General features: G+C 69.3%; 21 protein-coding genes. 9 read left to right on the plus strand and 12 right to left on the minus strand.

Annotated features, from left to right (window positions below):
• Window positions 1-42 precede the first annotated feature (42 nt).
• The 4 genes from NYZ95_RS17980 to NYZ95_RS17995 all read left to right on the plus strand — a co-directional run bounded on the left by NYZ95_RS17980 (window position 43) and on the right by NYZ95_RS17995 (window position 5173).
• Window positions 43-2559, plus strand: coding sequence for a hypothetical protein (locus NYZ95_RS17980; RefSeq protein WP_262852709.1), 2517 nt, complete (start codon window positions 43-45; stop codon window positions 2557-2559).
• A 3-nt stretch (window positions 2560-2562) separates the two neighbouring features.
• The gene (locus NYZ95_RS17985) at window positions 2563-3123 is read left to right on the plus strand and encodes a hypothetical protein (protein WP_262852710.1); all 561 of its coding nucleotides are present in this window, start codon (window positions 2563-2565) and stop codon (window positions 3121-3123) included.
• Window positions 3124-3188: 65 nt separating this feature from the next.
• The gene (locus NYZ95_RS17990) at window positions 3189-4631 is read left to right on the plus strand and encodes a hypothetical protein (protein WP_262852711.1); all 1443 of its coding nucleotides are present in this window, start codon (window positions 3189-3191) and stop codon (window positions 4629-4631) included.
• Window positions 4631-5173 (plus strand): hypothetical protein, encoded by a 543-nt coding sequence (locus NYZ95_RS17995; RefSeq protein WP_262852712.1) that lies wholly within the window; start codon window positions 4631-4633, stop codon window positions 5171-5173. The genes NYZ95_RS17990 and NYZ95_RS17995 overlap by 1 nt, the downstream gene beginning before the upstream one ends.
• Window positions 5174-5177: 4 nt before the next feature.
• Here NYZ95_RS17995 and NYZ95_RS18000 read toward each other — a convergent pair whose 3' ends face one another.
• From NYZ95_RS18000 to NYZ95_RS18055, 12 genes are all read right to left on the minus strand, one after another.
• A complete protein-coding gene (locus NYZ95_RS18000) occupies window positions 5178-5738 on the minus strand; it encodes an acVLRF1 family peptidyl-tRNA hydrolase (protein ID WP_262852713.1) in 561 nt (186 codons plus the stop codon).
• A gap of 1 nt (window position 5739) precedes the next feature.
• A complete protein-coding gene (locus NYZ95_RS18005; RefSeq protein ID WP_262852714.1) occupies window positions 5740-6117 on the minus strand; it encodes a metal-sulfur cluster assembly factor in 378 nt (125 codons plus the stop codon).
• Window positions 6114-6569: a Fe-S cluster assembly sulfur transfer protein SufU gene (gene sufU, locus NYZ95_RS18010; protein WP_262852715.1), complete on the minus strand. Its 456-nt coding sequence runs from the start codon at window positions 6567-6569 to the stop codon at window positions 6114-6116. The genes NYZ95_RS18005 and sufU overlap by 4 nt, the downstream gene beginning before the upstream one ends.
• Window positions 6570-6571: 2 nt before the next feature.
• Window positions 6572-7831 (minus strand): cysteine desulfurase, encoded by a 1260-nt coding sequence (locus tag NYZ95_RS18015; RefSeq protein WP_262852716.1) that lies wholly within the window; start codon window positions 7829-7831, stop codon window positions 6572-6574.
• Complete coding sequence (gene sufC / locus NYZ95_RS18020; RefSeq protein ID WP_262852717.1) at window positions 7831-8589, minus strand: Fe-S cluster assembly ATPase SufC; 759 nt, start codon at window positions 8587-8589, stop codon at window positions 7831-7833. The genes NYZ95_RS18015 and sufC overlap by 1 nt, the downstream gene beginning before the upstream one ends.
• A 31-nt stretch (window positions 8590-8620) precedes the next feature.
• Window positions 8621-8947, minus strand: a complete 327-nt coding sequence (locus NYZ95_RS18025; RefSeq protein ID WP_262852718.1) for a non-heme iron oxygenase ferredoxin subunit — start codon at window positions 8945-8947, stop codon at window positions 8621-8623.
• Window positions 8948-8949: 2 nt separating this feature from the next.
• Window positions 8950-10167, minus strand: a complete 1218-nt coding sequence (sufD, locus tag NYZ95_RS18030; RefSeq protein WP_262852719.1) for a Fe-S cluster assembly protein SufD — start codon at window positions 10165-10167, stop codon at window positions 8950-8952.
• On the minus strand, window positions 10164-11621 hold the full coding sequence (sufB, locus tag NYZ95_RS18035) for a Fe-S cluster assembly protein SufB (protein WP_262852720.1): 1458 nt from the start codon (window positions 11619-11621) through the stop codon (window positions 10164-10166). Before sufB ends, sufD begins: the two co-directional genes overlap by 4 nt.
• A complete protein-coding gene (locus NYZ95_RS18040) occupies window positions 11618-12325 on the minus strand; it encodes a helix-turn-helix transcriptional regulator (RefSeq protein WP_262852721.1) in 708 nt (235 codons plus the stop codon). The genes sufB and NYZ95_RS18040 overlap by 4 nt, the downstream gene beginning before the upstream one ends.
• Before the next feature lie 71 nt (window positions 12326-12396).
• Window positions 12397-13224, minus strand: coding sequence for a spermidine synthase (locus NYZ95_RS18045; protein WP_262852722.1), 828 nt, complete (start codon window positions 13222-13224; stop codon window positions 12397-12399).
• On the minus strand, window positions 13221-13565 hold the full coding sequence (locus tag NYZ95_RS18050; protein WP_262852723.1) for a hypothetical protein: 345 nt from the start codon (window positions 13563-13565) through the stop codon (window positions 13221-13223). Before NYZ95_RS18050 ends, NYZ95_RS18045 begins: the two co-directional genes overlap by 4 nt.
• A gap of 22 nt (window positions 13566-13587) precedes the next feature.
• Window positions 13588-16083, minus strand: coding sequence for a DUF6571 family protein (locus NYZ95_RS18055; RefSeq protein WP_262852724.1), 2496 nt, complete (start codon window positions 16081-16083; stop codon window positions 13588-13590).
• A gap of 151 nt (window positions 16084-16234) precedes the next feature.
• On the opposite strand from NYZ95_RS18055, the gene NYZ95_RS18060 reads away from it, so the two are divergent.
• The 5 genes from NYZ95_RS18060 (at window position 16235) to NYZ95_RS18080 (ending at window position 20541) form a co-directional block, all read left to right on the plus strand.
• Window positions 16235-17317, plus strand: coding sequence for a DNA polymerase domain-containing protein (locus tag NYZ95_RS18060; RefSeq protein ID WP_262852725.1), 1083 nt, complete (start codon window positions 16235-16237; stop codon window positions 17315-17317).
• A 5-nt stretch (window positions 17318-17322) separates the two neighbouring features.
• A complete protein-coding gene (locus tag NYZ95_RS18065; RefSeq protein ID WP_262852726.1) occupies window positions 17323-18363 on the plus strand; it encodes a DNA polymerase IV in 1041 nt (346 codons plus the stop codon).
• Between the two features lie 158 nt (window positions 18364-18521).
• Window positions 18522-18899 carry a GntR family transcriptional regulator gene (locus tag NYZ95_RS18070; protein WP_262852727.1) on the plus strand — a complete coding sequence of 126 codons (378 nt, stop codon included), beginning with the start codon at window positions 18522-18524 and terminating at the stop codon, window positions 18897-18899.
• Window positions 18896-19780, plus strand: coding sequence for an ATP-binding cassette domain-containing protein (locus NYZ95_RS18075; protein ID WP_262852728.1), 885 nt, complete (start codon window positions 18896-18898; stop codon window positions 19778-19780). The genes NYZ95_RS18070 and NYZ95_RS18075 overlap by 4 nt, the downstream gene beginning before the upstream one ends.
• Window positions 19777-20541, plus strand: a complete 765-nt coding sequence (locus NYZ95_RS18080; RefSeq protein WP_262852729.1) for a hypothetical protein — start codon at window positions 19777-19779, stop codon at window positions 20539-20541. Before NYZ95_RS18075 ends, NYZ95_RS18080 begins: the two co-directional genes overlap by 4 nt.
• Window positions 20542-20598 lie beyond the last annotated feature (57 nt).

Below are 20598 nucleotides of genomic sequence, written 5' to 3' on the forward strand. Positions count from 1 at the left end.
GTCTGTGCGTCCGCAACTCCACTGCAGGAAGGTTGGCTCGGGATGCGCCCTGAGGACGGTGGCGGCGGCTCCACACTGCTCATCGCGGGTTTCGAGCGGCACGACGTCTCTCCCGGCACGCTCTCCTCTCAGGCCGAGGCCGTCGCTGCGCCTGCGGGCGACGTCGAGAGCTTCAACGCCGACCTGAGCAAGAAGCACAACACCGCGCGCGAGGGCGTCGCCGGCGTCATCGCCACCGCGATGGAGGGCGCCGACACGCCCACGAAGAACCAGGCCCGCGACCTGATCCAGGGCATCACGATCGGCGCCGGCGCGATCCGTCTCTTCGGCACGGCCGTCGAGACGTTCAACGGCACGGTCGACCGGCTCAACAGCCAGATCCGGGCCGAGCTGACCCGCGACAAGCAGCTTGAGAAGAAGGCCGCACTGTCCGGCCAGCACGCCGGTGCGGTCGAGACGCTCCAGTCGGCCGCGCGCACCGCCAAGGGCCAGCTGAGCGACCCGCTCGATCCCAAGAACGTCAAGGCCCTGTACGCCGCAGGCGCGCTGCCGGCCTTCGCGCCCGCGACCTTCTCCAACGTCGTCGACCTGACTAAGGTCAAGCTGAAGGCGCTCCCGTACGACGTCGCCAACCTGTCAGCCCAGGAGCAGGCGCAGTACGTCGTCGACCACGCGAAGAACCTCGACGCGCAGTTCATCGCGATGCTCAGCCCTGCGGTGAGGGGCCTGGTCGCCAACCTCGTCGCCGAGGACATCCGCACCAAGGCGATCGACGCCGACACCGTCGCGACCCTCACGCTGATGCAGGACGACGCGGCGTTCGCCCACCGGCTCTACTCGACGGTCACCCCGAACGAGATGGCCGACGCCATCCAGCACCTCTCGAGCGACGCCTACGGCACGCCGTCGGGCGGTGTGCAGTCCCACGCCAGCGCGCCTCCGCCGCCTGACAAAGAGGCGATCGACCTCTACCGCAACTTCCTCGCCGCCGCGGGCGGCACCATGGCGACGTACTCCCTGGGCACCGGCCAGTACGCACCTCCCGCCGATGCCGGCACCACCTGGGGCAAGGCGATCTGCGACGAGGACAACCCGGAGAACGCCGCGGCGATCAGCCTCCTGCTCCGCTCCGGCGGCCACACGAACGAGTTCGAGGCGAAGTTCCTCTCCAGCCTCGCCAACGAGGTCTACGAGTACGAGCGCGAGCACGCCGGCGACCGTCCGTGGGGCAGCAGGGGCGACGACTCGCACCCTCCGGTCTACGACCCCTACCCCTGGGGCATGGACAAGGACCCGCTCTACTCGACGTACGGGCGCGCGATGCCCGACGCCTTCGCGAACGTCCTCGCCTCGATGGAGAAGAGCCCCGACGCAGCGCAGAAGTTCTTCACGACCGATGCCGGCGAGGTCGACAAGGACAAGCTCGACTACCTCATCGGCAAGAAGGACGGCAACGACGTCGACGCGCGGACGTTCTCGGCCCGCTACGGCAGCGACGAGGGCAACGGCCTCGGCCTGGCGCTGGAGGCGGCCACCGTGGGCGGCGGCGACCGCGAGGTCGGCGCAGCGATCACGACCGACGTCTTCAAGAAGATCGCCGACCTGTCGGGGCACGGTGCCGGCGGTGTGGGCCCCGACGCGATGTACGACTCCTGGCACGTCTGGCCGAAGATGACCGACAGTCTGGGAGCGATGGCCTCCGGCTACACCGACGACATCTACGACCTGCTCTCGAACACCCCTCCGGACAAGGGTCCGACGCATCTCGACATCCTGCCGAGCGAGCTTGAGAAGGTGCTGGGCGAGATCGGCAACGGCGACGACAAGACCGGGCTGCAGACGCTCACCGCCGCGATGCTGCTGGAGTGCAACGAGGCGACGGCGGAGCACCTCAAGGGCCTCAACGGTCCGAAGACGCTCGACGCCCTCGAGGGCACCGGCCTGGAGGGGGTGCAGGCCACCAACGGCGACGTCATGGGCAACCTGCTCAACAAGGGACTCGCGATCAGCACGAGCGAGGAAGAGCTCGCGAAGGCGCGCGAGGAGCTGCTGTCGAAGGCCTTCGACGTCACGACCGGGTTCCTTCCCGGCGGGGGCAGGGTGCTCGGCGAGACTGCGAGCGAGTTCGCCAAGACCTCGTACGACACCCTGCAGGGCGAGGCACTCGATCAGCTCAAGAGCACGATCGCCTCGTCGCCGAGCACGGACGGCTACCTGGACGGCGCCACCGGCGACGTCGACGAGAAGCTCAAGTACGGCGCGATCAACGAGCTCTACCGTCATGGCTACCTCGGCCCGCAGGACGTCACGGGCATCGAGGAGCCGTTCAAGGGTGTCCCGAAGGAGATCCTCATCGGTGACCCGCCGCAGATCCGACCCGACCTGTACGACAAGGACGGCTGGGAGAAGATCGGGGGCGACGACATGAGCGACGCCGAGCGCACCAAGATCCAGCAGGCCTGGCAGGAGTGGCGCAACTCCGACGCACGGTCCAAGATCGACAACCTGAGCCACCAGACGACCTTCATGCAGCACTTCATCGACCCGACGGTGCGCTGAGTGATGGCTCGACGAACGTGGAGTCACCGCGTCGCGGTGGTCGCGTCGGTGGTCTTCGCCACCGGGCTGCTCGCCGCCTGCGACGACACCTCCGAGGACGACACGTCCTCTCTCCTCTGCAACGTCCTCGACCCCGAGGTCGCGCAGCCGATCGTGGGCGACGTGACGGTCTCGGCGTTCGGCGGCGACAACCTCGACGCGACGCGCCGCCAGGGCAACGGTCTCGACTGCCAGGTGACCACGGGCAAGGGCAGCGAGACCCTGATCTCGATCGCCCTGCGGGACACCACCGACCAAGCCGACTGGGAGGCGACCAAGGCTCGGTTCGCCAAGACAGCGGCCGGTGAGCCCGCGTGCACGCCGCGGACGAACGAGCCGTTCGGCTACACGTGCGAGGGCATCGACGGCACCGACGAGACGACGGTCGCCCTGCTCTTCGACAACCGGTGGGTGCGGGTGGTGGCCCGGACCCGCGACGGCGACGCACCGCCGGACCCTGACTCGGTCGTCGCCATCGCCGAAGACGTCGACGCCAACCTCGACGCGTACGACGAGAAGCAGTGAGCGCTGAGCCGCGAGGCCATTAGGGTCGAGGCGTCGGAGGTTCCGCGAGAGGGGTGGGGTGCCGGATGCGTCCAGACGAGGGTGGCAGCAGTCCGACGCTCCAGATCGACGGCTTCCCGAGGCACGACGTCTCGCCGGCCACGCTGACCGCGCAGGCCGAGGCGGTTGCTAAGCCGGCCGGCGACGTCGAGAACTTCAACGCGGACCTGTCGCGCCAGCACAACACGGCCAAGGACGGGGTCGCGGGTGTCCTCGCCGACGCGATGAAGGACGCCGACACCCCCACCAAGAACAAGGCCCGCGCGCTCATCCAGGGCATCATCGTCGCCTCTGGGGCGATCCGGGACTTCGCCGGTGCGGTGGAGACGTTCAACCAGGCGATCGACCGGCTCAACAGCCAGATCCGCGCAGAGCCCACCAAGGAGAAGCAGCAGGCCAAGAAGGCGGAGCTGGGCTTCCAGTACCCGTACGTCGTCCAGGCGCTGGAGCTCGCCGCCCGCACCGCGAAGCAGCGGCTCTCCGACCCTCTGGACCCCGACCACGTCAAGGCGTTGTACGCCGCCGGCGCGCTGCCGTCGTTCGCTGCGGCGATCTACTCCAACATCGTCGACCTCACGAAGGTCTCGCTGCGGACGATGCCGTTCGACCTCGCCGCGATGACGCCGGCCGAGCGTGCGGCGTTCCTCAAGGCCCACCCGGACGTCGCGGTCGCCGTCATGGAGCTCACCCTGCGCAACGAGGGCCTGCTGACCGGCCCCCCTCCTGACGGCTACTACCGCGAGTGGCTCGCCAACGCCGCACGACGAGGAGTCAGCGTCGACACGATCGTCGACATCGCGCGCACCCACGACATCCGCCCGGACGACTTCGCCGTCTTCGACGGCATGGAGCGCCTGACCGACCCCGACGGCAAGTCGTTCTTCCTCCTGCCGCCGGGGATCAGCGGAGACGACGCACGCCGCGCCGTCCTCATGACCTACGTCCTCAACGCGGGCACCGACTACGGCACGGCGAGCCCGCAGAACAACTTCCCCGAGACTCCGTACTCCGCCCAGGAGATCCAGCGGATCATCGACCGCCAGGGCAAGAACGACTGGAGCTACGACCAGGACGTCGGGTTCGTCCACGGCAACGGCGGACGCATGATGACGACGCCGAACGGCATGCTCATGGGCCTGGGCGGCAACTGGGTCCAGGACCTCTTCAGTCAGCGAGGCGGCACGGCGTGGGGTGACATCTTCATGGCCAACGTGGATGACGTGAAGGGCGAGTCCGCGGCCCAGACGCTACGAGAGACGGTGGCGGGAGGTGTCGCGGTCTACGAGCACGACGACGGCACGATCGGCCCCGGCCAGTCGCGCCTCGATCTGGACCGCCTCCTCCACCATGAGGAGCGCCACTCCCAGCAGTGGGCCGAGAAGGGCTACGGCGGCATGATCTGGGACATGGCGACCGGCGGCGCGGACGACATCGAGAAGGACGCAGGGCTCGAGGACGGCGGCTACTGATGCCTCGGCTCGCGCTGCGACGGTCGACGGCCGTCGCAGCCCTCGTCGTGGTGGCGGCTGGGCTCACGGCGTGCGACGGAGACGCGCCGTACGCGCCCTCGCTCCCTCTCGTCTCGGGATTCCGCTCGGACGGCACTGCTCTGCAGATGTGGGCCGGGGCACCGTGCGAGCAGGTGACCGAGGTGCGTTATGTCTTCCGAGCCGATGACGGGACCCTCGTCCGCGCCGTCTTCACGTCCGCGAAGCCGCAGACCCTGGAGCGCCTCGTCATCGGCCGTGATCTGCCCGGGTTCGCCGTGGAAGAGGCGCTCCCGGAGGATTTCGCGTGGGACGCCTACCAGGCGCTCACGGTGACGTTCGAGACCCGCGAAGGCCCGCGCCCCGTCACGACGAACCTCGGACCCCTCGCGTCCCAGACGTCCCCGCACGGCGAGGACGAGTACTACGTCCGTGGCGAAGGCTGGCTCGACGAGGACCAGATCCGAGCAGGTGACACCAAGGACTTCCTCACCGTGTGCACCCCTGACCCTGCCGACAGCTGAGACCTCAGGCGAGCGCGTTGAGCCGCACCACGTACGAGCGGGCGTCGACCACAGCCTTCTGCAACGTCACGAATCTCGGCTCGCCGACGTCCAGCCAGCGCGACGCGAGCTGCAGCGGTGGACGCGACGCCGCCTGCTCGAGAACCGCCGCGACGAGCGACTGGTCTCCCCCACCGAACACCACCTGTCCTCCCGGCACGATCCGGCCGACGACCTCGGCGCAGGCGCCGACCAGGGCGTCGGCCTGGTTCGCCCGCCGGCGCGCGTACCTCTGCTGGCTCCACCCGCCGGCCTTGGTCTGACCCTGGACGTACCGGGTGCCGGTCTTGTGCCCGACCAGCTCCGCCTGCTCGACCCACCCGACGGCGTAGCCGCCTCGCCGGACTAGCACGATCCCGAAGTCGTTCGGCGGCTCCACCTCGTCGTACGCCGCCTCGGCGCCGTCGGGCGCGCGCAGGGTCACGGCGGTGCCGTCACGTACGACGAGCGGCTCCCCGTGCCGGGCGGAGAACCGCTCCACCCAACCAGGGAACCGCTCGTACGGGACGAGGACGGTCCGGGTCACCTCAGACGTTGAAGCCGAGGGCGCGCAGCATCTCGCGGCCGTCCTCGGTGATCTTGTCCGGGCCCCACGGCGGCATCCAGACCCAGTTGATGCGGAAGTCGTTGACGATGCCCTCGAGCGCCTGACGCGTCTGGTCCTCGATGACGTCGGTCAGCGGGCACGCCGCCGACGTGAGCGTCATGTCGATGGTCGCGTTGTTGGCGGGGTCGACCTCGACGTCGTAGACGAGTCCGAGGTCGACGACGTTGATACCGAGCTCGGGGTCGACGACGTCCTTCATCGCCTCGTTGATGTCCTCGACGGTCGTGACGCTGGTGCCTGCCGGCCTCAGGTCGACCTCGGGCAGGTCGTCGGTCGTCGGGTTCGGTGCGTCGCTCATCGGCCGTCCTCGCTCTCGTTGGCGACGGCCTGGGCCGTCGCGTCCTTCCACGCCATCCACGACAGCAGCGCGCACTTCACCCGGGCGGGGAACTGCGCCACCCCGGCGAACGCGATGCCGTCCTCGAGCACGTCCTCGTCGGGCTCGACCTGCCCGCGTCCCTGCATCAGGGTCTGGAACGTGTCCAGCAGGCCCATGCCCTCGGCCACGGTCTTGCCGACGACGAGGTCGTTCAGCACCGACGCCGACGCCTGGCTGATCGAGCAGCCCTCGGCGTCGTACGAGACGTCGGCGACCGTGTCACCGTCCAGGTGCACCCGCAGCGTGATCTCGTCGCCGCACGTCGGGTTGACGTGGTGCACCTCGGCCTCGTACGGGTCGCGGAGGCCCGCACCGTGCGGCTTCTTGTAGTGGTCCAGGATGATCTCTTGGTAGAGCGCGTCGATATTCATCGTCACACCACCTTGAAGTACTTCTGGGTGCGTTCGATTCCCTCGACGAGCGCGTCGATCTCGGCCGGCGTCGTGTAGAGGTAGAACGACGCTCGCGTCGTCGACTGGACACCGAAGCGCTGGTGCGCCGGCTTCGCGCAGTGATGGCCCGCGCGCACGGCGATCCCGTACGAGTCGAGCAGCTGCGACACGTCGTGCGGGTGGACCCCGTCGAGCGTGAAGCTCACCGCTCCCCCGCGCTCGACGGCCTCCCCCGGACCGACGATCGTGAGCCCGTCGATCTCTCCGAGCCGCTTCAGCGCGTACGCGGTGATCTCCCGCTCGTGGGCGGCGACGTTGTCCATGCCGAGGCCCGTGAGGTAGTCCACGGCCGCCCCGAGCCCGACGGCCTGGACGATCGGCGGGGTCCCGGCCTCGAACTTGGCCGGCGGCGGCGCGTACGTCGAGCGCTCCATCGTCACGGTCTCGATCATCTCGCCGCCACCGAGGAACGGCGGCAGCTCCTCGAGGAGCGCCTTGCGTCCCCACAGGACACCGATGCCGGTTGGACCGACCATCTTGTGGCCCGTGAAGACGACGAAGTCGGCGCCCAGGGCGGCGAAGTCGACCGGCATCTGCGGCACGGCCTGCGACGCGTCGACCACGACGACGGCCCCGACGGCGTGCGCCCGCGCGATGATCGCGTCGAGCGGGCTCACCGAGCCGAGCATGTTGGAGACCCACGCGACCGTGACGATGCGCGTGCGCTCGTTGACGAGCTCGTCGAGGTTCGAGAGGTCGAGGCGACCCTCGTCGGTCAGCCCGAACCACCGCAGCGTCGCACCCGTACGCTGCGCGAGCAGCTGCCACGGGACGATGTTGGAGTGGTGCTCGAGCTCCGTCGTGACGATCTCGTCACCGGGACGGATCTCGAGGTCCCCGATGGCGTTGCGGTAGGCGTTGGCGACCAGGTTGAGCGCCTCGGACGCGTTCTTGGTGAACACGATCTCGTCGCGCGACGGGGCGTTGACGAACGTCGCGATCTTGTCGCGCGCCCCCTCGAACGCCTCGGTCGCCTCGGCACCGAGCTGGTGCATCGCCCGCGCAACGTTCGCGTTGTGCCGGCGGTAGTGCTCGGCCATCGCGTCGATCACCGCAGTCGGCTTCTGCGACGTGTTGGCGCTGTCGAGGTAGACCAGCGACTGCCCTCCGGCCAGGGCGCGGCTCAGGATCGGGAAGTCCTCCCGAACCTTCTCCACGTCGTAGCCGCCGGCGGCACTCATCAGACTGCGGCCTTGGTGTACTTGTCGTAGCCGTTGGCCTCGAGCTCCTCGGCCAGCTCGGCACCGCCGCTGTCGGCGACCTTGCCGGCCACGAAGACGTGCACGAAGTCCGGCTTGATGTAGCGGAGGATGCGCGTGTAGTGCGTGATCAGCAGGACGCCGCGGTCACCCTGCGCCGAGAAGCGGTTGACACCCTCGGACACGATGCGCAGGGCGTCGATGTCGAGGCCGGAGTCGGTCTCGTCGAGGATGGCGAACTTCGGGTTGAGCAGCTCGAGCTGGGCGATCTCGTGGCGCTTCTTCTCACCGCCGGAGAAGCCCTCGTTGACCGAGCGCTGGCTGAAGGTCTTGTCGAGCGTCATGCGCTCGAGCGCCCCGTTGACGTCCTTGACCCACGTGCGCAGCGACGGCGCCTCGCCGTCGAGCGCGGTCTTGGCGGCGCGGAGGAAGTTCGCGACGGAGACGCCCGGGATCTCGACCGGGTACTGCATGGCGAGGAACAGGCCGGCGCGCGCACGCTCGTCGACCGTCATGTCGAGGACGTCGACGCCGTCGAGGGTGACCGAGCCGGAGGTGATCTCGTACTTCGGGTGACCGGCGATCGAGTAGGCGAGCGTGGACTTGCCCGAGCCGTTGGGGCCCATGATGGCGTGGGTCTCGCCCGACTTCACGGTCAGGTCGACGCCCTTGAGGATCTCCTTGGCGCCGTCCTCGGTGGCCACCGAGACGTGCAGGTCGCGGATCTCGAGAGTGGACATGTGTGGTGACTCCGTACGTTTCTGGGGTGGATCAGATGCTGGGGCTGGTCACGTCGACGAGGACGGTCGCGTCCTCGGTGACCTTGCAGGGATAGACCGGCACAGGCTCGGTCGCGGGGAGGTTGAGCACCTCGCCGGTGCGGGCGTCGAAGCGCGAGCCGTGGAGCCAGCACTCGAGCGTGCAGTCCTCGACGTCACCCTCCGACAGCGGCACCGCGGCGTGCGAGCACTCGTCACGGACGGCGAAGACCTCCTCGCCGCAGCGGACGAGCGCGACGTCGAGGCCCTCGACCTCGACCGCCAGCACTCCCCCGTCCGGGACGTCGGCGAGCTCCGCCGCGTACGCGAACCCGCTCATGCTCACGCCTCCCGGCTCGCGACCGCGTCGCTCACACCGACGTGCTTGGCGAGCTCGGCCTCGACGGTCTGCAGCAGGCGGTCCTGGATCTCCGGGACGCCGGTGCGGCGGATCACGTCGTTGAAGAACCCGTGCACGACGAGGCGGCGCGCCTCGACCTCCGGGATGCCGCGGCTCTGCAGGTAGAAGAGGTGCAGGTCGTCGAAGCGGCCGGTCGTCGACGCGTGCCCCGCGCCCTCGATCTCGCCGGTCTCGATCTCCAGGTTGGGCACCGAGTCGGCACGCGCCCCGTCGGTGAGGACGAGGTTGTCGTTGCTCTCGTACGTCTCGATGCCGACGCCCTCCTTGCGGATCAGCACGTCGCCGATCCACACGGTGTGGGCGTCCTTGCCCTGCAGCGCGCCCTTGTACTCGACCTTGCTGCGCCCCTTGGGGTTGTTGTGGTCGACGAACAGGCGGTGCTCGAGGTGCTGGCCGGCGTCGGCGAAGTAGAGGCCCAGCATGTCGACGTCGCCGCCGGTGCCGGCGTACTCGACAGACGCGTTGATGCGGACGAGGTCGCCGCCGAAGCTGACGAGCACGTGCTTGAGGCTGGCGTCACGGCCGACGTGCGCGTGGTGGTGCGACACGTGGACGGTGTCGTCGTCCCAGTCCTGGACGGCGACCACCGTCAGCTGCGCGCCGTCGCCGAGGACGATCTCGATGTTCTCTGCCCAGGTCGCCGAGCCGACGTAGTCGATGACGACCGTGGCCTTCGAGAACGCCTCCGCGGTGATGACGACGTGACCGGCGCCCGCCTTCTGCGCACCCGTGCCGCGGAACGTCACCCAGGTCGGCTTCGAGGCGACGGTCTCGGTCGGGACGGTCACCTTGAACAGGCGGTCGGCCGCCTCCCACGCACGCGCGGAGATCCGGTCCACCGGCTTGTACGTCGACGAGCCGCGTACGGGATCGTCCACGCCCACGGACTCGGCGCGCACCTCCGGCGCAGCGTCGATCGACACCTCGTAGTCGTGCCCGTCGAGCGGCGCGTCCTTGTGCAGGTCACGCAGCCGCTTCAGCGGGGTGAAGCGCCAGATCTCCTCGAGCCCCTTCGGCACCTCGTGGTCGGCGGGGTCGAACGAGCCCTCCGGGTGGAGGTGGCTGACGACGCGGGTCTCGACCGGGCCGGCGTACGAGGCAGAAGACGTGGGGTTGGCGGTAGTGGTGGGGGCGGTCACCCGACGGCACCTTCCATTTGCAGTTCGATGAGACGGTTGAGCTCGAGCGCGTACTCCATCGGGAGCTCGCGCGCGATGGGCTCGACGAAGCCGCGGACGATCATCGCCATCGCCTCGTCCTCCTCCATCCCGCGGCTCATCAGGTAGAAGAGCTGGTCGTCGCTGACCTTGGAGACGGTCGCCTCGTGGCCGAGGGCGACGTCGTCCTCACGGACGTCGACGTACGGGTAGGTGTCGGACCGGCTGATGTCGTCCACCAGCAGCGCGTCGCACTTGACCGTGGACGCGGAGTGCTCGGCGCCTTCCTGGACCTGGAGCAGGCCTCGGTACGACGCGCGGCCACCGCCACGCGCGACCGACTTGGAGATGATCGAGCTCGAGGTGTGCGGCGCGGCGTGGACCATCTTGGCACCGGAGTCCTGGTGCTGGCCCTCGCCGGCGAACGCCAGCGACAGCGTCTCGCCGCGGGCGTGCTCGCCCATCAGGTAGATCGCCGGGTACTTCATGGTCACCTTGGAGCCGATGTTGCCGTCGACCCACTCCATGGTCGCGCCCTCCTCGCAGGTGGCGCGCTTGGTGACCAGGTTGTAGACGTTGTTCGACCAGTTCTGGATGGTCGTGTAGCGGCAGCGGCCGCCCTTCTTCACGATGATCTCGACGACCGCGGAGTGCAGCGAGTCGGTCTTGTAGATCGGTGCCGTGCAGCCCTCGACGTAGTGGACGTACGCGTCCTCGTCGACGATGATCAGCGTCCGCTCGAACTGGCCCATGTTCTCGGTGTTGATCCGGAAGTAGGCCTGCAGCGGGATGTCGACGTGGACGCCCTTGGGCACGTAGATGAACGAGCCGCCCGACCACACGGCCGTGTTGAGCGCGGAGAACTTGTTGTCGCCGACCGGGATGACGGTCGCGAAGTACTCCTGGAACAGCTCCGGGTGCTCCTTGAGCGCCGTGTCGGTGTCGAGGAAGATGACGCCCTGCTCCTCCAGGTCCTCGCGGATCTGGTGGTAGACGACCTCGGACTCGTACTGCGCGGCGACACCGGCCACGAGGCGCTGCTTCTCCGCCTCCGGGATGCCCAGCTTGTCGTACGTGTTCTTGATGTCCTCCGGGAGCTCCTCCCAGGAGGTCGCCTGCTTCTCGGTGGAGCGGACGAAGTACTTGATGTTGTCGAAGTCGATACCGCCCAGGTCGGCACCCCACGTCGGCATCGGCTTGCGACCGAAGAGCTTGAGCCCCTTCATCCGCAGGTCGAGCATCCAGTCGGGCTCGTCCTTGCGGGAGGAGATGTCACGGACGACGTCCTCGTTGAGGCCGCGCTTGGCGCTCGCCCCCGCGACATCTGGGTCGGCCCAGCCGAAGTCGTACCGCCCGAGGCCTTCGAGCTCGGGGTTGGCCTGCTCGATGGCGTTCGGGGCGGCGCCAGTGACGCCGGTGTCCGGAGTGGTGGTCATCGGGTGGTCCTCTCATCGGTCGTGAGGGCAGTGCTCGTGGTGAGCGACGCAGGGGCGTCGGGCACGTACGTGGTGCACACGCCGTCGCCGTGGGCGATGGTGGCGAGACGCTGCACGTGATGTCCCAACATCCGGGCGAACGCTTCTGTTTCCGCTTCGCAGAGCTCGGGGAAGGCGGCCGCGACGTGAGCGACCGGGCAGTGGTGCTGGCAGACCTGCGTGCCGCCGGGGGCCTGCCGCACGGTGGCGGCGAACCCGTCCTGGGCCAGCGCGTCGGCCAGCACCTCCGGACGCTGGTCCGGAGCGGCGTCCTCCAGGAGCGGCAGCAGGCGCCGCTCGAGCTCCTGGCTGCGCCGCCGCGCGAACTCCTTGACGGCATCCTCGCCGAGCGTGTCCGCGACGAACCTCAAGGCGCTGACGGCCAGGTCGTCGTAGTCCTGCTCGAACGCCTCCCGACCTGCGTCGGTGAGGACGAACGCCTTGGCCGGGCGGCCCCTGCCACGCCGCTGAGCGCGCCGACGGTCGGCGGCGACCTCGATCATCCCCTCGTCGAGGAGGGCGTCGAGATGGCGGCGTACGGCGGCTGGGGTCAGCTCGAGCCGCTCGGCCAGCTGGGCGGCCGTGGACGGGCCCTCGTGCATGATGCTGCGCACCACGCGCTGACGAGTCGGCGACTCGTCAGAAAGGTCCCGAACGGATTTCACAACACCAGTGTGCCCTTATTGCTCAAGACCGTTCAACGAAGGATGACCTTAGTAGTCCCGGGCAGCCCTGATCACGAGAAGTACGTCGCGCCGTCGGGCGGGCCGGGTGACCGCTCGGCGTCGGCATCGGTGAACGGCGCTCCCCCGCCCAGGACGCTGTCGAGCGCTCGGCCGGCGAGCACCCGGTAGGGGAACACCGAGGACGCCGCCCGACGCGCCATCGCCTCCAACGGCAGCGGCGCTGCGCTCGCGACCAGGAGCACGTTGCCGAAGCGGCGTGACTTCAGCGTCGGCGGCTCCGCACCGGCGACGACGTGGGGGAACGCCGCCCGTGCCGCGGCCAGGACGCGTCGCGTGTACGCGAAGGGTCCGCGGTCCGCGACGTTCGCGAGCAGGACCCCGTCCGGGCGCAGGACCCGCGCCATCTCGCCGAACGCCTCGGTCGTCGTGAGGTCGGCCGGGACCCGCGGGCCCTCGAAGGCGTCCAGGACGACGACGTCGGCGTACGCGTCGCGCAGCGTCGCGAGGCCCTCACGACCGCTGGTCGCGCGGACCTTGATCCCGCTGCGGCTCGGGAGCGGGAGGTGGTCGCGGACGTACGCCGTGAGGTCGGCGTCGGGCTCGAGCACGATCTGGGCCGACTGGGGTCGGGTCGCCGCGACGTACCTCGGGAGGGTCAAGCCCGCCCCTCCGATGTGGACGATCCCGATGCGCTCGGGTGGAGGACTGACGAGGTCTAGGGAGTCGGCGATGCGCTGGACGTACTCGAAGACGAGCCGGGTCGGATGGGCCAGGTCCACGTGCGACTGGTCGGCGCCGTTCACGCGCAGCGTGAAGGCGTGGCTCCTCCCCGGCTCCGGGACGAGGGAGATGGCTTCTCGATCACCGTCTCTGCTCACCTGCCCAGTATCGGGCCTCCGCCACCGTTCACCTCGCGGGCCAGGCCCGCCGAGGTGTTCTGCGCGGCGGTCGTCTCGTTCGTGGTCGAGACGACCGTGGAGGCACCCTTGCTGGTGTTCGCGCCCAGCTTCTCGACGTCGTGGCTCATCCGGTTGACCGGCGTGACGAGGTCGGTGCGCAGCTCCCTGATCGCCGCGTCGACGACCGCGACGCCGGTCTGGGCCACATCGAGCGCGTTCAGGAGCGACTGCCCGGCCGCGCGGGCGTCGGCCGCCGTGCCGCTGATCTGACGGCCTGCGTGGTACGTGGCGTCCGTGGAGTCGAGTCCGTACGTGATCATGCGCGTTCGTCAGTCCTTGCTGTCATCGGGTCCCCTCGAGCAGGAGCTTCGCGCTCAGGAGCTCCTGGGCGTAGTACTTCTCAGCTTCCATCGACCGGGTTGACATCTGCGCGCCCCAGGGGCTGTCGGCCTTCCACTCCTTGTACGCGGCCAGCTCGTCACCGGACAGCGAGTCGATGTCCTTCCCGACAAGACCGGGAGGCAGCTCGGCCTCGGGGACGCTCCTCCAGATCGCATCGCGCACCATCTTCTCGTGGGCGTCAGCGCTCTCACTCACCAAAGGTTGGATCCGCAGGTTTGCTTCACCCTTGCTGTCCTCGTGCAGACTCTTCGCCAGCTCTGCGACCGCCAGCTTGACGGCCTCGCCGACGACCGGCACCCGCTTCGTTGCCTCACCCACGACCGCGCCGCCAATCGAGGCTCCTGTGTCGAGCTCCTTGTTCTTGGCCTCGTCCCCTGAATGGGACTCCTCGATGATCGCAAGCACGGCCCCTGCATCGATCGAGCCCAGAACCTTTGCCGACGTCATCGAGACGGAGCCGATCTCGGCCTCCACCTCGCTCGGGCTGACGCCGTCCAGCTGCCTCATCATCTCCGTTCGCGCATACGAGGTGGCAGCCGAGGCGAGGCTCTCGCGGGCGCCGTCGTCCTTGCCCAGCTCAGCGAGGAAGAGCCGCAAGGACGCCTCGCCGTCAGGCCCGAAACGCGCGTCGGAGAAGACATGGCTGTCGGAGGTGTCGACGGACTTCGCGTCGTCGGGCGGGCCCATGCCCGTGAAGACGGACGACATGTACCGGACCGAGATCTCGGTCAGATCCGTCCGGAGCGCGGGGTCGATGATGTCCTTCTCTGAGAACCGCTTCTTGTCACCGTCCCCCTCGGTGTGCTCGCGGTAGGTCTCGTTGATGATCGACTCGACGATCTGCGCAGAGCGCTGGTCGGGGTCGTGGAGCGTCGCCGCCTTGAGCGCGTCCCCGAGGTAGCCGATGCCGGACGGATCAGGAACCTCCCTGAGCGGCGGGTTCCAACCGCGTGCATCGTGGACGCCGTCACCCTTCCACTCTCGATCGGTGAGCAGGTAGTCGACCATCGGGAGGCGCGTCTCGCCGTCAGAGGACTCCGCGGAGCTCGTGAAGAAGTCTCGCGCCGCGTCAGCGTTGGTAGAGAGCGCCCGCATGAGCCCGCCGACGGGGTCCGTGCCAGCCGGGACGTCGTCGGTCGATCCTTCACGCCAGTCGAGACGCCCCGCCGTGGCCGTGACCGATGTGGCGTCCCACGGCAGCGTGCCCTTGTGCGCGGCCGCGTACTCGCGCTCGAACCCGATCATGTCGAGACCGACGCGGTTCAGGAAGTCTGCGTTGCTGTTCTCGTGCTCCAGCAACGGCGCGAGCACCTGGTAGCCATAAACCTCGTCGCTGCCGTCGGTGGCGACCTCACCGAGCCTGATCAGCTGACGCCCCTGGGCCAAGAGGTCGGTGACCCACTGCTCGGAGACGTAGCTGTCGCTGTCCGGCACCGGCCCCGCCGCGGGGTGACCCGGTGTCGGGCGATGCGTCCCGGCCGCCAGGGTCCCGGCCAGCGCATCTTGCATTCGCGCCAGGACCTTGGCCTCGTGCGCGGAGAAGAGGTCGCTGTTCCGGTCGCCGACGGCCGCGAGCGCTACCCGCCCGCTGAGCTCGAGAAAGCCCTTCGGACCGAGATCGTTGAGGAACGCGGTGGAGACGATGGCGTCGGAGCCGTAGGCCTCGAGCACCGTGGCGAATTCCTCGAACCCGTCGAAGCTCCGCTTCTGCGTCTGCGGATCGACCGTGCTGAGGTTGCGGGCGCGCTCGGCGAGCTCCTTGCCGATGATCTTCTTCGTCTCTACCGGCACGACCGGCATGAGATAGGCGAGCTCGGGGTTCTTGAGGAGGTGGTCGGCCAGCTGCTCGTCGCTCATCCCGGCGAGGTCGCAAGGCAGGGCGGTGAGCTTGACCTTGCTGAAGTCGATCGCGGGGAAGACGTTGCCGACGAACGACGGCAGCGCGCCCGCGGCGTACAGGTCGGTGATGGTGCGCTGGTCCAGAGGCTTCTCGAGCCGCGTCCGCGCCGTCCGCCCGTCCCGCTCGAGGTCCTCGAGCGCGGAGGCGTAGCGCGGCTGCAGCTTCTCCCGCAGGGCAGCCTGCGTCTCGCGCGGTTCGCGGGCGAGCTGCGTGTTGAGGGAGGTGACGACGGCGTTGAAGTCCGCGATGCGTCCGCCGAACCATGCGATCGTCCCGCCCCCGGACAGCGCGGTCCGCGCCACGTCGCCGGCGTTGCGGACGACCTCCTTCGGTGCGCCTTCCATGGCGGTCGCGATCACACCGACCACCCCGGCGCGAGCCTGCGCGTGCTTCTTCTGTGCGGTCGTCGAGAAGTTCTCCACGTCCCCCGCGGTCGCCTGCACCGAGCGGCCACGGCTCACCACCGTGTCGCCGCTCGGCTCGTGGATCGGAAAGTGCGTGACCGGCGCCCCGCCGTCGGTCCCCTCGAGTCGCATGACCACCCTTCCTGCGTCTTGCCCGGCACAGTAACGAAGGCAGGGGTCAGCGCCCGGCTGGTTCTCTGGCCCTGCGCAGCACCGATGAGTTGGTCCCGCTCAGACAGTCGTGACTCGGCGGACTGTCCCCGAGACCCCCTAGGTTGACTTCATGGCCAAGACACCCGCCGCGCAGGTTGCCGTCGGAGGACGCGACGTCCGCGTCACGAGCCCTGACCGCGTCGTGTACGAGCCGACCGAGCGGACGCCGGCGATCACGAAGCTTCAGGTCTGCGAGTACTTCGCCGCCGTGGGCGACACGATCATGCACAGCGTCGGAGACCGGCCGACGGCGATGGAACGCTGGCCGGACGGCTGGCGCGAGGGGATGCGGCTGGCGACCGGCCCCCAAGACCGTGGCGCCGACGGCTTCTACCAGAAGCGGCTGCCCAAGGGGGCTCCCGACTTCGTCGAGACGACGCAGATCACCTTTCCGAGCGGGCGTACGGCCGACGAGTTGTGCCCGACCGAGCCGGCGTCGCTCGTCTGGGCGGCTCAGATGGGGGCGCTCACCTTCCACCCGTGGCCGGTACGACGCCCGGACGTCGACCATCCCGACGAGCTGCGCATCGACCTCGATCCGCAAGAGGGCACGTCGTTCGCCGACGCCCAGCGGGTCGCCGAGGTGACGCGCGAGCTGCTCGAGGAGCTCGGGCTGCGGGGCTACGCCAAGACCAGCGGCAACCGAGGCATCCACATCTACGTCCGGATCCAGCCGCGGTGGACGTTCGACGACGTCCGTCACGCAGCGATCGGGCTCGGACGCGAGCTCGAGCAACGCGACGACGGCGTGACCACAGCATGGTGGAAGGAGGAGCGAGGCACCCGCCTCTTCCTGGACTACAACCAGAACCTCCGTGACCGTACGATCGCGAGCGCCTGGAGCCTGCGTGCTCGGCCCGGAGCGCCCGTGAGCACCCCCATGTCATGGGCTCGCCTCGCCGAGGTCACCGATCCGCGCGACTTCAACCTGACGACCGTCCTGGACTACCTCTCCGACGGTGATCCGTGGGCCGACATGGACGCCGAGGCCTACCCGCTCGATCCACTGCTCGAGCTGTGGGAGTCGCTGCCCGGTGGCGAGCTGAACTGGCCGCCCGACTATCCCAAGCAGCCGGGCGAGCCACCGCGTGTGCAGCCCAGCAAGAAGGTCGCCGAGAACTGGGACGAGGCCGGCAACCGCGTCGAGACCTGACGGCGATGGGGTGGGTGCTGCACGTCGACCTCGACCAGTTCATCGCTGCCGTCGAGGTGCTGCGCCGCCCCGAGCTTGCGGGGTTGCCGGTCGTCGTCGGTGGACGCGGTGATCCGACCGAGCGCGGAGTGGTGTCGACGGCCTCGTACGAGGCCCGCGAGTTCGGCGTGCGTTCCGGCATGCCGCTGCGCACGGCGGCCAAGAAGTGCCCGGACGCGGTGTTCCTCCCCGTCGACAAGCCCGCGTACGACGAGGCGTCCGAGGAGGTGATGGCGACGCTGCGCGGCTTCGGCACGGCGGTCGAGGTCCTCGGGTGGGACGAGGCGTTCGTCGCCGTGCCCGACGACGTGAGTGACGTCGAGGGCGCGCTGGCGTTCGCGCGGGCGATCCAGGCCCGGGTGCTCGAGCGGACGGCGCTGCACTGCTCGGTCGGCATCGGGGACAACAAGATCCGCGCAAAGAACGCGACGGACCTCGGCAAGCCGCGGGGGACGTTCGTGCTGACCCGCGACAACTGGTGGTCGGTCGTCGGCGACCGCCCCGTCGACGGGGTGTGGGGTATCGGACGCAAGATGGCGGCGCGGTTCGCCGCGATGGGCATCGCGACCGTACGCGAGCTGGGCGCGACCGATGAAGAGCGGCTGGCCGCGGAGATCGGGCCGACGATGGGACCGTGGTACCGCCGCCTCGCCCGGGGCGTCGACACCTCGCCCGTCGACCCGACGCCGTGGGTGCCGCGCTCGCACGGGCACGAGGTGACGTTCCAGCGCGACCTCGAGGATCCGGCCGAGGTCGAGGCGGAGGTACGCCGTCTCGCCGTCGACGCGGCGCGCGACGTGGTCGAGGACGGACGGCCGGCGGTCCGCGTACGGCTCAAGATCCGTTACGTCCCGTTCGAGACGCGCACGCGGAGCATGACGCTGCCCGAGCCGACGTCCGACGCGGCGACCATCGCCGATGCCGCCGCGGCCCTGCTCGAACGGACCGACCGTACCCGCGCCGTACGGCTGGTGGGCGTCGCTGCGGAGATGGCGCCACCGACCTGACCGCACTGCTCTGCGGGCCCCACCGAAGAATCGCCGCCCCACCGCATCGTTGCGGTGGGGCCCGGACTCTCCGTGGGGCCGACCGAAAAGGTGGTTGCGTCCGAAGCAACTTCTGTGGTTCATTAGTCAAGTAATGAACCAGAGGAGGTGACCGGATCGTGTTCGACGGACCAGAGCCGATCTACATCCAGATCGCCGAGCAGATCCGCGCCCAGATCCTCAGCGGCGACCTGCCTGAGGAGGCACAGGTGATGTCCACGACCCAGTACGCCACGACGTTCCGGATCAACCCCGCGACCGCAGCCAAGGCGTTCGCGATCCTCGTCGACGAGGGGGTGCTCGAGAAGCGGCGCGGGCTCGGCATGTTCGTCGCAGCCGGCGCGCACGAGCGACTCCTGGAGGAGCACCGCGCCGCGTACCTCGAGAAGGTCTTCCGCCCCGCCGTCGAGCAGGCCGACCTCCTCGGGATCCCGCGCTCCGAGCTCGTCTCGTACCTGACCTCCTCCCCCGCCACCACGGAAGGCACCCCACGATGACCACCCCGTACGGCGCCCAGCTCACCGACGTCACCGTCCGGTACGGGAAGGGAGACCCGGCCCTCGACGGCGCGACGTTCGCGATCCGGCCGGGCACCGTCACCGGCCTCCTCGGGCGCAACGGCGCAGGCAAGTCCACCGCGCTCGCGCTGCTCGCCTCCTTGCGTCGCCCGACCTCGGGCACCGTCCTGGTCGACGGGCAGGACCCGTTCGAGAACGCCGTCGTGATGGCGGGCGTCCAGCTCGTCCGCGAGTCCGGCGACGTCCTGCGCGACACCTCGGTCAAGGAGACGCTCGGCTACTACTCAGAGCTGCGGCCGACGTGGGACACCGACCTCGCAGAGTCTCTCCTCGACCAGTTCGAGGTCTCTCGCGAGCAGAGGCCGGATCGGCTGTCGCGCGGCAAGCAGTCCGCGCTGGGGTGCGTGATCGGCCTCGCGAGCCGTGCGCCACTGACGATCTTCGACGAGACGTACCTCGGCATGGACGCGCCGAGCCGGTACGCCTTTTACGACGCGCTGCTCGAGGACTACACAGCACACCCTCGCACCGTCGTCGTCTCCAGCCACCTCATCGACGAGGTCGAGAGGCTCTTCGAGGACGTCGTCGTGCTCCACCACGGCAAGACGCTGCTCGCCGAGACCGCCGACACCGTCCGCGACAGGGCCGTGAGCCTCGTCGGCCCGACCAGCGCAGTCACCAAGCTCGCCGACGGACGGCGCACCCTGTCCACCCGGAGTCTCGGCGGCACCACGCAGATCACGCTCGAGGGCGTCCTCGAGCCGGCGGAGCTGTCGCTCGCGCGCGACGCAGGAGTCGAAGTCGCCCGCGTGTCCTTGCAGGACCTCTTCATCCATCTCACCCAGGAGACAGTCCGATGACCGACACTCTCGATGCGGCTGCCCCTACGCAGGAGCGGCGCGGCATGTGGACCAGCGCGTACGCGACGTTCGTCGGGACGTGGCAGATCGGGACGTACTTCTGGATCGCCGTCGTCCTGATCTCCGTCGGCCTCACGTTCGTCCTCGACCGCTGGAGCGAGGTGGACAGCAGCGTCGCCGACGGCATCCTCGGCTCGGCCCCGATCTTCCTTGGTGTCATGGGCATCGTCGTCCCGCTGGCCATGCTTCCGTTGCACCTCGCGGGAGGCGCGACCCGCCGGTCCTTCGTCCGAGGAATCGTCGTCGCCGGCGTCGGGCTGGGCCTCACCTTCGGGCTCGCCGGCGCCCTCGGCATGCTGGTCGAGTCGGTCGTCCTCGACGCCCTCGGCTGGTCGGCGACTGCGGAAAGCTCCGCCCTGTACGACTCGTCGGGCGACTTCCTCGGGATCTGGCTCTCGTGGGGCCTGAGCAGCACCGCGTTCTTCCTCGGCGGAACGGCGATCGCCGTCGGCTACTACCGCTGGGGCGGCGTGCGGGGAACGGCGTTCCTTGTCCCGGTCGTCGCCCTCGTCGTCGGAGGCGAGACCGTCCTCGGCGGCGGGGTCTACTCCGTGGCAATCGATGCCGCCGTCGGCGACGACGTCGTGCCCGCCGTCGCCGCGGTGCTGATCGCGCTCGCGGCGGTCGCCACCCTCGCGGCCCTCGTGCACCGCGCGCTGCGCGACATCCCGCTCAACCCGTCGGCCACCGCCACCTGCTGACACCGCCGCCGCAACGTCATACGTCCTGCGGGCTACTGCCCGCAGGACGTATGACGT

The organism is Mumia quercus, assembly GCF_025506335.1.
GTDB lineage: Bacteria > Actinomycetota > Actinomycetes > Propionibacteriales > Nocardioidaceae > Mumia > Mumia quercus.

Coding starts and splice junctions, on each gene's coding strand:
- NYZ95_RS17980 (WP_262852709.1), top strand. CDS start 43: ATGCGCCCTGAGGACGGTGGCGGCGGCTCCACACTGCTCATCGCGGGT.
- NYZ95_RS17985 (WP_262852710.1), top strand. CDS start 2,563: ATGGCTCGACGAACGTGGAGTCACCGCGTCGCGGTGGTCGCGTCGGTG.
- NYZ95_RS17990 (WP_262852711.1), top strand. CDS start 3,189: ATGCGTCCAGACGAGGGTGGCAGCAGTCCGACGCTCCAGATCGACGGC.
- NYZ95_RS17995 (WP_262852712.1), top strand. CDS start 4,631: ATGCCTCGGCTCGCGCTGCGACGGTCGACGGCCGTCGCAGCCCTCGTC.
- NYZ95_RS18005 (WP_262852714.1), bottom strand. CDS start 6,117: ATGAGCGACGCACCGAACCCGACGACCGACGACCTGCCCGAGGTCGAC.
- sufU (WP_262852715.1), bottom strand. CDS start 6,569: ATGAATATCGACGCGCTCTACCAAGAGATCATCCTGGACCACTACAAG.
- NYZ95_RS18015 (WP_262852716.1), bottom strand. CDS start 7,831: ATGAGTGCCGCCGGCGGCTACGACGTGGAGAAGGTTCGGGAGGACTTC.
- sufC (WP_262852717.1), bottom strand. CDS start 8,589: ATGTCCACTCTCGAGATCCGCGACCTGCACGTCTCGGTGGCCACCGAG.
- NYZ95_RS18025 (WP_262852718.1), bottom strand. CDS start 8,947: ATGAGCGGGTTCGCGTACGCGGCGGAGCTCGCCGACGTCCCGGACGGG.
- sufB (WP_262852720.1), bottom strand. CDS start 11,621: ATGACCACCACTCCGGACACCGGCGTCACTGGCGCCGCCCCGAACGCC.
- NYZ95_RS18050 (WP_262852723.1), bottom strand. CDS start 13,565: ATGATCACGTACGGACTCGACTCCACGGACGCCACGTACCACGCAGGC.
- NYZ95_RS18055 (WP_262852724.1), bottom strand. CDS start 16,083: ATGCGACTCGAGGGGACCGACGGCGGGGCGCCGGTCACGCACTTTCCG.
- NYZ95_RS18060 (WP_262852725.1), top strand. CDS start 16,235: ATGGCCAAGACACCCGCCGCGCAGGTTGCCGTCGGAGGACGCGACGTC.
- NYZ95_RS18065 (WP_262852726.1), top strand. CDS start 17,323: ATGGGGTGGGTGCTGCACGTCGACCTCGACCAGTTCATCGCTGCCGTC.
- NYZ95_RS18075 (WP_262852728.1), top strand. CDS start 18,896: ATGACCACCCCGTACGGCGCCCAGCTCACCGACGTCACCGTCCGGTAC.
- NYZ95_RS18080 (WP_262852729.1), top strand. CDS start 19,777: ATGACCGACACTCTCGATGCGGCTGCCCCTACGCAGGAGCGGCGCGGC.